Below are 13,381 nucleotides of genomic sequence, written 5' to 3'. Positions count from 1 at the left end.
GGGTTTTGGGAGTGCGGGAAAAGTGCAGGATCGTGGCGAAGTCAGTGCGCGTGCGGGTAAATCGAAAACCGTTAAATGGATGGCATTTCGCGAGGCGAAATGCGTGAAGGGCGGAGTGATGGTGGAAGAGTGGGATTTCTTGGGGAAATGGTGGCAGAATAAGATGTTTTTTGTATGAGGCGATGCTAAAGAGGAGGTCAAGTGATTGAATGGATTGCATTTCGCTCTGCGAAATGCGATGAAGGGCGGAGTGAGAGTGGGAGAGTGGAAGTTTAGGGGGAATGGGAGGTAAAAACGACTTTTCTTGCGTTAGGTGAGGCTGAAAGGGAAGATTGGAGGCTTTTCACTCGGTGAAAAGCTTCTTTTTTGGTTTTTGGGTTGTGGTGAGAGGTGTATATTGTTCAAGGAAATACGTTTTGGGCGATTAATTTCATTTGTGGGCGTTCCCATAAAATACACACAAAAAGAAGGAGTTTTCACTCCTTCTTCGTTCTTAAACTATATTTCCATGCCTTCTTTTCGCCAGAATTCTCTAAGTCGAATTGCGCTAATAATCTTTTAGCCACGGACCGCGATTCCACACCACACCACTCACGAAACGCCTGATTCGTAATATGGGTATCAACCAGTGAAAAATATTCACTCAGCGCGAATTTATGCGCCTGCCGATCCCGGTGCCCGAAACCGGGGCATTGCCAGCTTTTCTTTATTCGTTTCATTCCGTATTCGCGGCATTCTGTACATTGAATGCCGCGGCGAATTTCACTCGCTTCAATATAGTATTTGCCGCATAAAGGGGTTCTCAGATAAGGGGAATGTGCGCCGATAATCTGTTTTTTAATTTTCGGCAGTTTCGGCGGTTCGGCTTCAAGGGGGAAAGCCTTTAGGATTTGCAATAAATATTCAGGCATCTGATAGACTTTGCAGAGGTGTTTGCTTTTTGGCCTGACAATGAATTCACAGCTCTTCGGGGTAAAAATGATAAGTCCGCTGACAGGCAGTTTAATTTTCTTCAGCTCGAACCATGCCGATAGGAAGCGAATATTCTTGTTTAACTGGATACGTGGATCCTTCATTACGCTTTTGACGTTATCGTCATCGAAGCGGTAGAATTCACCGGTCTGCTCGTCAAAATGGATTTTGCCGCTGATGTTCTTTGAATCCATGATGATAGCGCAGCCTTCGGTCAACAGCAAGCCGTCCATCTGTATTTTCCAGTCGCCCATCGCAAGACTGACGTCCCACAGTATATGGAACTCTTCTTGTGGATGAAATTCAACGAAGTGTTTCCGCATCCGATCTTCTCCTCGGATGCCTGCTGCAATTTGCCGCTGCTCGCCTGCAAGATAATGACGCTGTGGGTGGACGGCCGGCAAGCGGCCAATCAAGGAACAGAGCGCTTCATCAGCCGAAAGTAATTCCAATGGTTCTTTTTCCATGTAACACCTCTTTTCCAATATTAATTGAAGTATAGCATTTGCAAACACTCCAGAAATGTCTCTCTAAAAATATATTTAAAAGCTAACCGAAACCATTTAATGGATGGCATTTCGCTGAGCGAAATGCGATTAGAACCAAGACCATTGAATGCATTGCATTTCGCTGAGCGAAATGCGATTAGAACCAAGACCATTGAATGCATTGCATTTCGCTATGCGAAATGCGATGAGAACCAAACCCGTTAATTACCCTGCATTTCACTGCGCAAAATGCATTAAAATCTAAACCCTTACTCCAAAATATTCACCATTTCATTTTGCTGAAGCATATTCTCCGGACCAACCCCAAACCCTTGACGTGGCGGCGTTTTTGCATTACACTTCTATCTTGGCTTACCTGAATTTATTCAGGCAGAGCGGGTAGGGAGAGGGCTAATTTAATAGAAGGTTATGTATATGTATAATTGGATGGATCGTTTTTTCGGTCTTAAAGAAAATGGTACATCGGTTAAGCGTGAGCTATTGGCCGGTCTGATTGGCTTTTTCACAGTGGTCTATATTATCGCAGTCAATTCACTGATCCTGTCGGAATCCGGCATGCCGATCGAAGCGGCAATTATCGCGACGATTGGGGCATCTGTTTTTGGAGCGCTCGTCATGGGATTCTGGGGCAATGTTCCGATTCTGCTGATTCCGGGCATGGGCATCAACGCACTGTTTTCGTATACACTGGTACAGGCGATGGGCCTTACCTGGCAAGAAGCATTAGCGGTCGTATTCGTATCAGGTGCTATTTTTGTCGCAGTGGCGTTTACGCGTTTTGCGAAAGTGCTGAGTGCTGCAGTGCCGCATTCGCTGAAAGAGGCGATTACAGTAGGTCTGGGTTTATTCCTGATGCTGCTGGGCCTTGAAAAAGGCGGAATCGTCATCAATGGCGAAGGGGCAATTTTGGCACTCGGATCGGTTTCCGACCCGCTGGTGCTGTCGACCGCTTTGACGTTCGTCATCGCTATCATCCTATTCATCCGCAACGTGCCGGGGAATTTCCTCATCACGATTGTGGCTGGAACAGTGATCGCCTTTTTATTCGGCATGATTGACCTTAGCCAGCTGAATGAACCGGCGATGAGCGCTTCTGAAGCGTTTGCCGGATTCGGTGCATTGAGTTTCACCAGTTTCCTGACCATGGGATTCTGGGTAGCGGTTTTCTCGCTGACAATGGTCTTGGTGTTTGAGAACATCGGCCTTGTTCATGGACAGGTCAATTTCATTGAACGTCCAGAGAAATACAAGCGTGCATTCCAGGCAACGTCCATCGGTTCGATGGCTTCCGGTGTTTTCGGTACGAGTCCGACAGTTGCCAGTGTCGAAACCTTAGCGGGCATGGCAGCAGGCGGACGCACAGGTCTGACGGCCATTACAACCGGCTTGCTGTTTCTTGGTGCCGCGTTTTTCATTCCTGTCATCAAATTGATCCCGGACAGTGCGATTGCACCGATCCTGATCATCATTGGCGCATTGATGCTGCAGAACATCAAGGACCTCGATATGAAAGATATGAGCGAAAGCATTCCGGCGTTTCTGATCATCGTCCTCATTCCGTTTACGTACAGTATCGCTGACGGCATCGCCATCGGCTTTATCATGTATCCGTTATTGAAGGTCGGTCTCGGCAAATGGCGCGAAGTTACACCGGCGCTTTATGTGATCGCAGCGCTGTTCCTCGCGAATTATATTTTCCAGGTCATCGGCTGATTTATATCAATAAAGAAAAGCGACGGCACCCGTTTAGCTCTGAAAAGCATAAGACGGATCAGCGTAGTGGCCTTGGCCGCGCAGACTTGAAAAGTGGAAACGGCCGTTCAGCTCCGACAAACTTAAGCTGAACTTCCGGAGCGGCGTTCTTTGCCGCATAGGAAGAGCAGCTTAAGTCCGGGGAGTTGGCCGTTGGAGTCTAGACATGAGCAGGCTTATGACTCGAAGAGCTGGGTCGCCGGAGCCTGGACACTAGAAAAGCGACGGCACCCGTTTAGCTCTGAAAAGCATAAGACAGATTAGCGTAGTGGCCTTGGCCGCGCAGCTAAGTTGGCTTATGACTCGAAGAGCTGGGTCGCCGGAGCCTGGACACCGAAACACTTTTTTCCAAAAATCTTCATACTAAAAAGTTATACGTTCTTGTCCAATAAAAATAAACGCACTTGCCGGATGCAAGTGCGTTTTTTCATTAAATAAGGCTATAGATGATACAATGAACTCAACAGCAACTGAAAGGAGCGACCGCATTATGAAATACACGAAATCGAAGATGGAAACCCTTGTCAGTGAAAATCCCGAGCTGAAAAAGCGCTTGAAGACTTTGATGAAAGACATGGAGCTTGAAAAAGGCTTTGCCTTAAAAGCACTTTACCATTCAGAAGTAACAGACAATGGACCTTACCAGTCCGCCTATCAGGACCTTGACTTGCTCTAAAAGAGCGGGTCTTTTTTTATGCTTTTATACGTCCAGTCAGCTCTGCGGCCACCACATCTCCGCCCATAAATTCAGTTGCAGGTTTGTGACTGTCACCTTTGCGGAAACGGCATCTGCACTAGAGGCATCCAAAATAAATCCAAATTGGTCACCGTCCTGGTAGCTCAGTCCCGTTGAACCAGTGGGAGACAATTCGAATGGCTCTCCGCCATCAATGCTTGCAACCGCTTCTGCTTTAAAGGAATGCGTGAAACCCTCATCAGTATAGTCATGTTCTACCCCTGAAATCAACGCAGCTCCGTCAGCGCGCTCCGAGGCGTGCGACCGGAATATCACTTCATAGCCTGCTTCATCACGAGGCACAACTTCGAGGACGGATATCGTATTGTCACCGTCATCAAAGAGGATTTGGCCTTCATTACTTTCCGGATCACTTAAATCGAGTTCGACTGAATATTCGCCTTCAATGGGTTCTGTGATTTTGAAATATTCCTCGGTTTGTTCGGCGATATAAGAGATTCCATGAATATGAAGATTGACGGCTTCGATTACGCGCGGTAGCATAAAAGCGCTGACCGCAATAATTGCGGCAGAAATATACAAGGTATTCATGTTAAAGATTCTTTTCAACCGGACCACTTCCTGACTCGGAAAATTCTGATAAATAAATTTTACCATACAATTATTTGGAAAAGTACAGCAGCATGATATCCTGGCAAATAAAAAAACCTTTTCAGACAAGGAGTCTGAAAAGGTCTTCTTAATTCCGGGAAGTCTGGGTATCTTCGAGCCAGTGCTCCCAGTCTTCATAAGTAGTTCCGAGATAATACTTGTTGGCGGTATTTTGAACATTTTCAAGGCCGCGTCCGCCGATGACAAATCGCAGTTCGGGCTTGGCTGCTGTTAAAGCAGTTATATATTCATCTGCAGCCGGAAGCAGCCGTTCGTTGCCGATGGACATGCAGGCAATCCTAAAATCCTGCTTGCCAACAAGTTCAGGGAGGCCTTCTAGCGGCGTATCAGGACCAATATAGGTTACCGGATAACCGCGTTCGCGGAGGAATAAAGTGAATAGGAGCAAGCCGAGCTGATGATGCTCGCCGCTTGGGCAGAATGCCAAAGCTTTCGGCAAAGTGTCGGAAGTCGGGAATATGCGGAAAAACTGGGTAAAGCGCTGCAGCACCAAATGGCTAAGCATATGTTCATGTGCCACGGTAATGGTGCCGTTTTCCCATTCTTCACCGATACGCACCATTAATGGTGCCAGAATCGAGAAGAACACAGTTCGATAATGGAACATCGAGAAATTCAAATCCAATAAATACTGGAAACGTTCGCTGTCCATTTCGGCTCCGGCATTATAGAGTTCGTCAATCTGTTTCTCATACTGGGAAGAACCTTCAGGAGACTGAGGCAACTCGGCGGCAGTCTTTACAAACTTTTTCCGCGAAACATGCAATTGTTTGACCGCTTCACTGATTTTGATGCCGTTCTCCTGAACTTGGATTTTAAGCCACTTCAAATCCTCCAGGTTCTGATCAGAATACAGGCGATGGCCTGACTCTGTTCGGGCTGGAGTGATCGCATTATACCGTGTTTCCCATGACCGGATTGTCACCTTGGGCATATCAAGGATCTTTGCAGCAGCTTTTATATTGTACATGGCATGACCCACATTTCTATAAGTTAGTTGTATATTTATTATACAAGTACATATACACCCCGTAAAGCCTAAGGGTTTACTGGGTGCAGCCAATATGACAGGCAATTGTTTTATACACGTTTTTTCCATTCGCCATCAAAAAAGCAGAAAGAGCCGCGGCTCTTTCTGCTTTCAATTTATTTGATTAGTATCATGCGGTTGCAGCTTTGACTGCACGTGAACGCTGCCACCCCACCGTGATGAAGATAGTGATCATCAGCATAACCAGACCAAGGATGAACGGGAAGACAATGTTGACATCATAAAGCATGCCCGCAAGCAGAGGTCCGGCGACATTGCCGATACTCATATAAGCGTTGTTCATGCCCATTGCAAACCCGACTTCGCCGTCTGCCATTTTGGAGATCAGCGTGTTCAGTACCGGCCGCAGGATCGATGTCGCAAGGAAAATGACAAGCGAAACACCGAAGAACATGGCATAGCTGCCTGCAAAAAGTGAGAGCAGGAAACCGAATGCCGCGACGCCCAGGAATGTTACAAGAATCGCCACTTCACCAAAGCGGCGGACAATACGGTCGACGATGAACAACTGGACGATGACACTGACGATACCTGTCGCAGTAATCATAAAGGCGATGTCTTTGGCGGTCGAATTGAATTGATTGTCCAGATAAAGTCCGACGACGGATTCATAGGCAAGCAGGCCGAAACTCATCACAAGCGTGATAACCAAAGGAATGAAATACTGTTTCTTTGTGGAAGAAGCAATTTTCGACAGCATTGATTCCGATTGTGTCATATCAAGTGTATGCTGAGCATCCGCATTTGCAGCATCGCTGTCTTTCAACAGGACGAGTGAAAACACTACTGCACCAAGTGACACTAGTGCTGAAACGAGAAACGGTAATTTGATGCTGTAATCGGCGAGGAATCCACCGATTCCGGGGCCGACGACGATACCGAGCGACATAGCCGCTGATACGAGGCTGGTGCCTTTCGCGCGCTGGTCGAAAGTTGTGATGTCAGCGATATAGGCGAAAATTGCCGGTACCAGCATCGCGGCGCCAATTCCTCCAATGACGCGGGAGAAGTAAAGCACCCAGATAATGTCGGAAGCGTAAAAGACAAACATTGAAAGGGTCAATCCGATAAGTCCGTAAATGATCATTCTGCGGCGGCCATATTGGTCCGCCCATTTGCCGGCAATCGGAGAGAACAGGAATTGTGCCGCCGCAAAAATGGCGATCATAAGACCGGCAGCCATGCCGCCCTGTCCGATGGATTGCAGATAAGACGGCAGGATGGGGATGATGATCCCGAAACTTGCGATGGCGATGAACATATTGATCATCAGGATGATAATCTTTTTGCGTTGATCTGCTGACATGGTGTGCCTCTTTTCTTATTATGTGGATGGAGTTGCCTGTTGGAGTTTCTTCTATATATACCGGCAACAAAACTTAAGACGGAGAATCAAGTAAAAGCGGTGTTGCTCAAACAGTTTTCATATGTATGAAGGAAAGTGGAGAAGAGTATCAATTACCATTCATTACCTATAAAATTTTTACACTCAATTTTACATATTATGCCGGCTGCATCTTGTTGTCAATTAGTTAAACCTCGTTCAAATAAAAAACTGAACCTTTATGTTAAAGGTTCAGCTTCAGGTGTTTCATTGGCAGTAGCATAGTCCACTGATTTTGCATTGTTCGTTTTGCGCCAAGCCATGGCAATCGATAAAGTAACTACCAAAAGGCCGAGCCCAAGGATGAACGGGTAGTTGATGTTGACATCAAACAGCATGCCTGCCGAAATTGGGCCAAGGACGTTGCCGAGGCTCATATATGCAGTTGCCATACCCATTGCGAAGCCGATTTCGCCGGCAGCCATTTTCGATACAAGAATGTTAAGCACCGGACGAAGGATGGCCATCGCCAGGAAAATCACAAGCGAGACGCCGAAAAATGCGCCGTAGCTGCCAGCTGTCAGGGAAATCAGGAAACCGGCAGTTGCCAGTCCAAGGAAGGCAATCATCGTTTTCACTTCGCCGAAACGGCGGACGAGACGGTCGACTACAAAGAATTGAACCGTTACGCTGACAATTCCGGTAGCCGTAATCATCATGGCGATGTCCGCTGACGATGAACCATATTGCGTCGTCAAATACATACCGATAACAGATTCATAAGCGACAAGGCCGAAGCTCATGATGAAAATGATTACCAAAGGAATGAAATACGGCATGCGGGTGGAGCGGCCGATTTGTTCGAGCATCGACTCGTCTTTTGAAAATTCCTCCGCCTGCTTTTTGCTTTCTGCGTTAGGGACAATTTCTTTCAGCATGATCAAAGAGAAAATCATCGCGCTGAATGTAACTCCTGCGGCGATTAAGAACGGCAATTTCAAGCTGATGTCAGCAAGGAATCCGCCGAAGCCAGGTCCGATAACGAGTCCGAGCGACATGGAAGCCGTCACAAGGCCGGTTCCTTTAGCGCGCTGGGCTGCAGTAGTGATGCCGGCTACATATGTGAAGACTCCCGGAATAAGGAAGGCATCACCGATACCGCCGACTACACGTGAAGCGTAGATGACCCAGATTGAATCAGTTGAGTAGAACATAAGCATCGAGATAGTCAGTAATGCAAGACCAAGAATAATTACTTTGCGGGGACCGTATTTATCGGCCCAGCTTCCTCCAAGTGGAGAGAACAGGAGCTGTGCGCCTGCGAATATCGCGATCATCAGGCCGGCTGCTGTGCCGCCTTGGCCGATGGATAGAAGATAGGCAGGGAGAATAGGGACTACAATTCCAAAACTTGCTATAGCAATAAACATATTGATCATCAATATGGACATTTTTTTACGTTGGCTGTTAGACAATTAAAAAAGCCCTCTTTCAATTTAAAATTATTGTACAAACGCTAATCGTTTTGACAACTTTTCATATATTATGATAGATAAACCCTAAAGTCAACGGGATAAACTCATATTTTTATCATAAATTTAGCGTATTATATTATTGTATAAAAGGAATTTTCTAATAATTTCAGAAAGCTTGATTTCAAGGCATTTTGGATTAATTCGTGTCTCTAAGTTATGGGAAAATACTTAAAATTTGTTGCAAATTTGTGAATGGATGGGTAAGAAGAATGGAAGTGCACGGTGAACTCAAATAGTTTATTTAAGCATCCTGAATTGGGGTATAGGTAAATTCAATAGCGGTTTTTATTCCAGCAAAGAAAGGTGAGGGATTATGGGTAAACGATTTGAGCGGATCAAAGCACCGGAATTACAGGAGCGGGTAGTCAGTGCCGAAGAGGCAGCTTCCTGGATACAGGACGGCATGACGCTGGGCCTCAGCGGGTTTACGCAGGCAGGGGATGCAAAAGCGGTGCCGCTGGCATTGGCAAAACGTGCGGAGTTCGAAACTTTCAAAGTAAACGTTTATACGGGGGCTTCTCTCGGTTCGAACATTGACACGGTTTTTGCACAATCCGGTATCGTCCACAAACGGCTGCCGTTTCAGTCGGATCCAGTGATGCGCAGAAAAATAAACGAAGGCGCAATGCTTTATACGGATCATCATTTATCACACACAGCTGAATGGATTCGGGACGGTGTTATCACTCCCATCGATTTTGCCATCATCGAAGCGATTTCCATTACAAAAGACGGCATGATCATACCGACAACATCTGTGGGCAACTCTGCGATTTTTGCTCAATACGCCAAAAATGTCATCGTGGAAATCAATACGGAGCAGCCGGAGCGCCTTTACCGCCTGCATGATATTTATGACACAGGAACACATGAAGGGAGGAATCCGATTCCGCTTACGCACGTTGCAGACCGCATCGGCACGACGGGAATACCGGTGGATATGGAGAAAATCCGAGGAATCGTCTTTACGGACCAGATCGATTCACCGTCTACAATCGTGCCGCCGGACAGTGAGACAGAAGCCATCGCCAGTCATCTGCTTGCACTGCTGCGTTCGGAAATCAAGGCTGGGCGGCTGACGGAAAAACTGGCGCCGATCCAGTCGGGAGTCGGTTCAGTGGCCAATTCAGCTCTGCGCGGGCTGATCGATTCCGAATTCCATGATCTTGAAATGTACTCGGAAGTTTTACAGGATGCGGTGTTTGACTTGATCGACGCGGACGTATTGCGTTTCGCTTCCGGTTCGGCCATTACGCTGTCCAAAGAAAAGATGGCCCAGGTCTACTCAGACTTCAGGAAATATGAAGATAAAATCGTTTTAAGGCCACAGGAAATTACCAACCACCCGGGACTCATCCGCCGACTTGGTTTGATTGCGGTTAATACGGCTCTGGAATTTGATATTTACGGCAACGTCAATTCCACCCATGTATCAGGAACGAAAATGATGAATGGCATCGGCGGATCCGGCGATTTTGCCCGCAACTCAAGACTGTCGATTTTCGTCAGCAAGTCGACAGCCAAAGGCGGTAATATCTCGAGTGTCGTGCCGTTTGTTACACATGTTGACCATACTGAACACGATGTGGATGTCCTCATTACTGAACACGGTTATGCGGATTTGCGCGGCCTTGCTCCGAGAGAACGCGCCGGCTTGATCATTGAGAACTGTGCAGATCCCACTTACCGGGATCAATTGAGCGGTTATTACGAAGAAGCGCTGACCCGAGGTGGCCAAACTCCGCATGTCCTTGAAAAAGCATTTTCCTGGTATCAGCGCCTCGCCGAGACAGGAAGCATGCTTGAGAAATAGTCCTGACATCCTTCTGCCCCTTGATTGCCGAAAATGCATTATAATGAAGCAATCAGCAGAAACAGGAGGACTCTTATGGAAAAATTTACATTCGGTTCGCTATTGGACGTCATGGGGGAACTGTTCTCCGATGAAATTTCCATCGCAGTAGCGGACACTGAACAATATATCTATTACAGGCCAAGCAAGCGCATCGATTTAAAGATAAAACCCGGCGACCCGGTAAAGGAAGGCACTATCGCACATAAAGCGTTGATGACCAATCAGAAAGCTTCCGAATTCATCGACCGCGAAGTGTTCGGCGTTCCCTATCACGGAATGGCTGTGCCTTTCGAGGAAAACGGGAAGCTGCAAGGCTGCGTCATGGCGATTTATCCTTCCTATACAGAAGGGAAGTCGGTGGTGACCGTAAAAAGTCCCGACGGCTGGAAGCCCGTTCCTTTCGACGACGTCGTCTGCCTTGAAGTGAAGGACCGCAAGACGCATATTCATGCGGGAGGTTTTTCGGGAACGAATAAAAACTCGCTTCAGGAATTCGAATATTCGCTGCCTCGGGAAACGTTCATCCGCTGCCACAGGTCGTTCATCGTGAATGTCCATCATATAGAAGAAATCTACCCGGACACCCACTCGACTTTCATGCTCGCAATGGACAACGGCAGCCGTATCCCGGTCAGCCAATCCTATTCAAGTTATTTCAGGAAGCTGCTGGGGTTTTGATAGAAAAATAGAAAATGTGAAAATCCCTTGCTTTACGCAGGGGATTTTCTGCTTTAGCGCAATAACTGCTCTTCCGACCATTAATCACTCAAAGCGCTCTCTGAATAGTTTAAAATTATCTAATAATTAACCTCGGAATCTGCTTTTATTTCCTACCAATACAATGAAAACGCTTTATTTTTATGGCAGACGGATTTTTAACCCTTAAAAACCTTCCAGAAAGAGAGTGATTGATATGACAAATACCATTAACCGGATCAAAGCAGCAGAACTTCAGGAGCGCGTGGTTTCTCCGCAGGAAGCGGCTTCCTGGATACAGGACGGAATGACGCTGGGCCTCAGCGGCTTTACGCGCGCTGGCGACGTGAAAGCGGTGCCTTTTGCATTGGTGGAGCGGGCGGCAACTGAAAGCTTCAAAGTAAATGTCTTCACTGGTGCATCATTGGGCTCGGATATCGACCGCCTGTTTGCAGAAGCGGGAATCGTCGGCAAACGTTTGCCGTTCCAGGCTGAACCTGCAATGCGCAGCAAAATCAATTCGGGAGAAATGTTCTTTGTCGATCACCATCTGTCACATACAGCTGAATGGGTGCGCTCCAATGTAATTGAACCAATCGATTTTGCAATCATCGAGGCGCTGTCGATCACAGCGGACGGCATGATCATTCCGACAACTTCTGTCGGCAACTCAGCCATTTTTGCGAAACATGCGCGCAATATTATTGTGGAGATTAATATGGCGCAGCCGGAACAATTCGAAGGATTGCATGATATTTACGATACCGGCAAACAGGGAGAACGTGATCCAATTCCATTGACGTCTGTTAAAGACCGCATCGGAACAATCGGCATCCCGGTGGACATGGAGAAAATCCGCGGCATCGTCTTCACGGAACAGAAGGATTCTCCGTCGAATATCGTTCCGCCGGATGCAGAAACAAAAATCATGGCTGATCATCTGTTGGAATTTTTCCGTTCGGAAATCAGAGCTGGCCGCCTGACTGAAAAACTGGCGCCGCTGCAGTCCGGCATCGGTTCAGTTGCGAATGCTGTGCTTCACGGCATGATCGATTCGGAATTTGAGAACCTTGAAGTCTATTCGGAAGTGCTGCAGGACGCAGTATTCGATCTGATCGACGCAGGCAAAGTGGATTTTGCTTCCTGCTGTTCGATTACATTGTCCGAACCGAAAATGAAACAGGTCTTCGGTGAATTTGAAAATTATCGCAATAAAATCGTCATGCGCCCACAGGAAATTTCGAACCATCCGGAGCTTATCCGTCGTCTCGGTTTGATTTCCATCAATACGGCACTCGAATTCGATATTTACGGCAACGTCAACTCGACTCATGTATCGGGCACAAAAATGATGAACGGCATTGGGGGCTCTGGTGACTTTGCCCGTAATGCGCGTTTGGCTATTTTTGTTACGAAGTCTATTGCAAAAGGCGGCAAAATCTCGAGCGTCGTACCGTTCGTTTCGCATATTGACCATACGGAACATGACGTTGATGTGCTTGTAACTGAGCAGGGCTATGCAGATCTTCGCGGCTTGGCACCGCGCCAGCGCGTCGAAGTGATTATCGAAAACTGTATCCACCCCGACTACAAGGCGCAGATGCGCGAGTATTACGAAGAAGCGCTGACACGCGGCGGCCAGACTCCGCACGTCCTTGAAAAAGCATTCTCATGGCACACTGCACTTGCAGAAAAAGGTTCGATGCTGCAGGAAAAAGAGCAATTGGTGTAAAGAACCGATTCGCTTAAATTTATATCGGTTTTCAAAAGAGCCAGTTCCCTTCTATAGAAGGGAACTGGCTCTTGTAATTAATTATTGCCATAAACCTCTGCAGTGCTGCGGGTATAAAGCTCGATGATATGGCCGAAAGGATCTTCGGCATACACGAGATAATGCGGCTTGCCTTTATTGATGTTCCAAATCTTGCTGCGCTGCTTGCCGCCTTGAAGCACAACTTTTTCAATCGTTTCCACAATATCTTCGACAATCAGGCAGATATGGAAAAAGCCGGCGTGCTGCGCCGGCTTTTCGTCGGCGAATTCGGGTTGCTGAAATTCAAATAACTCAAGCCCGACACCACTGTTGGTCATCAGGTGGACATTCCGCATCTTTTTCACTTCAGGTCCCTGGAGGTCCTGTGTCATGGAAAAAAGTTCTTCATTTCGTTCATCGAATTCATAAGGGCCGGCAAGTATATAAAAGCCGAAAACTTTGCTGTACCAATCGATTGCCCGGTCCAGGTCCGGAACTGCGAGACCGATATGGGTGACTACTGAACTCATATGTAAAACCTCCTCTTATAATTTCTGATACCCGG

The 13,381-nt window shown here is 47.1% G+C and carries 12 protein-coding genes; 6 read left to right on the top strand and 6 right to left on the bottom strand.

What is annotated here, in order from left to right:
• The first annotated feature begins 22 nt into the window (after positions 1–22).
• Positions 23–178 (top strand): hypothetical protein, encoded by a 156-nt coding sequence (locus tag DP120_RS18325; protein ID WP_165843691.1) that lies wholly within the window; start codon positions 23–25, stop codon positions 176–178.
• A gap of 298 nt (positions 179–476) precedes the next feature.
• On the opposite strand, the gene DP120_RS01875 is transcribed toward DP120_RS18325, so the two are convergent.
• Complete coding sequence (locus tag DP120_RS01875; RefSeq protein WP_240611940.1) at positions 477–1,439, bottom strand: nuclease-related domain-containing protein; 963 nt, start codon at positions 1,437–1,439, stop codon at positions 477–479.
• A 456-nt stretch (positions 1,440–1,895) separates the two neighbouring features.
• Between DP120_RS01875 and DP120_RS01870 the strand changes: the two genes are divergently transcribed.
• Together DP120_RS01870 and DP120_RS01865 are read left to right on the top strand one after the other, a co-directional pair.
• Positions 1,896–3,194 (top strand): NCS2 family permease, encoded by a 1,299-nt coding sequence (locus tag DP120_RS01870; protein ID WP_112221483.1) that lies wholly within the window; start codon positions 1,896–1,898, stop codon positions 3,192–3,194.
• A gap of 529 nt (positions 3,195–3,723) precedes the next feature.
• Positions 3,724–3,909 carry a hypothetical protein gene (locus tag DP120_RS01865; RefSeq protein ID WP_112221482.1) on the top strand — a complete coding sequence of 62 codons (186 nt, stop codon included), beginning with the start codon at positions 3,724–3,726 and terminating at the stop codon, positions 3,907–3,909.
• Positions 3,910–3,945: 36 nt separating this feature from the next.
• Here the strand turns inward: DP120_RS01865 and DP120_RS01860 are convergent, their stop codons facing one another.
• The 4 genes from DP120_RS01860 to DP120_RS01845 all read right to left on the bottom strand — a co-directional run bounded on the left by DP120_RS01860 (position 3,946) and on the right by DP120_RS01845 (position 8,452).
• On the bottom strand, positions 3,946–4,521 hold the full coding sequence (locus DP120_RS01860) for a hypothetical protein (protein WP_165843690.1): 576 nt from the start codon (positions 4,519–4,521) through the stop codon (positions 3,946–3,948).
• Positions 4,522–4,669: 148 nt separating this feature from the next.
• Positions 4,670–5,572 (bottom strand): MerR family transcriptional regulator, encoded by a 903-nt coding sequence (locus DP120_RS01855; RefSeq protein WP_112221480.1) that lies wholly within the window; start codon positions 5,570–5,572, stop codon positions 4,670–4,672.
• A gap of 190 nt (positions 5,573–5,762) precedes the next feature.
• The gene (locus DP120_RS01850; RefSeq protein WP_112221479.1) at positions 5,763–6,959 is read right to left on the bottom strand and encodes an MFS transporter; all 1,197 of its coding nucleotides are present in this window, start codon (positions 6,957–6,959) and stop codon (positions 5,763–5,765) included.
• 257 nt (positions 6,960–7,216) lie between these two features.
• On the bottom strand, positions 7,217–8,452 hold the full coding sequence (locus DP120_RS01845; protein WP_112221478.1) for an MFS transporter: 1,236 nt from the start codon (positions 8,450–8,452) through the stop codon (positions 7,217–7,219).
• Between the two features lie 373 nt (positions 8,453–8,825).
• On the opposite strand from DP120_RS01845, the gene DP120_RS01840 reads away from it, so the two are divergent.
• From DP120_RS01840 to DP120_RS01830, 3 genes are all read left to right on the top strand, one after another.
• Positions 8,826–10,325, top strand: a complete 1,500-nt coding sequence (locus DP120_RS01840) for a succinate CoA transferase (RefSeq protein WP_112221477.1) — start codon at positions 8,826–8,828, stop codon at positions 10,323–10,325.
• A gap of 75 nt (positions 10,326–10,400) precedes the next feature.
• Complete coding sequence (locus DP120_RS01835) at positions 10,401–11,045, top strand: LytTR family DNA-binding domain-containing protein (protein ID WP_112221476.1); 645 nt, start codon at positions 10,401–10,403, stop codon at positions 11,043–11,045.
• Positions 11,046–11,280: 235 nt separating this feature from the next.
• The gene (locus DP120_RS01830; RefSeq protein WP_112221475.1) at positions 11,281–12,795 is read left to right on the top strand and encodes an acetyl-CoA hydrolase/transferase family protein; all 1,515 of its coding nucleotides are present in this window, start codon (positions 11,281–11,283) and stop codon (positions 12,793–12,795) included.
• Positions 12,796–12,872: 77 nt separating this feature from the next.
• On the opposite strand, the gene DP120_RS01825 is transcribed toward DP120_RS01830, so the two are convergent.
• Entirely contained in the window at positions 12,873–13,346 is a 474-nt protein-coding gene (locus DP120_RS01825) for a VOC family protein (protein ID WP_112221474.1), read from the bottom strand.
• Between the last annotated feature and the right edge of the window lie 35 nt (positions 13,347–13,381).

The sequence above is a fragment of the Planococcus halotolerans genome (assembly GCF_003289955.1).
GTDB classification, from domain to species: domain Bacteria; phylum Bacillota; class Bacilli; order Bacillales_A; family Planococcaceae; genus Planococcus; species Planococcus halotolerans.
Note: the sequence above shows the minus strand (reverse complement) of the source record. Positions and strands in the feature narration are given on the sequence as shown.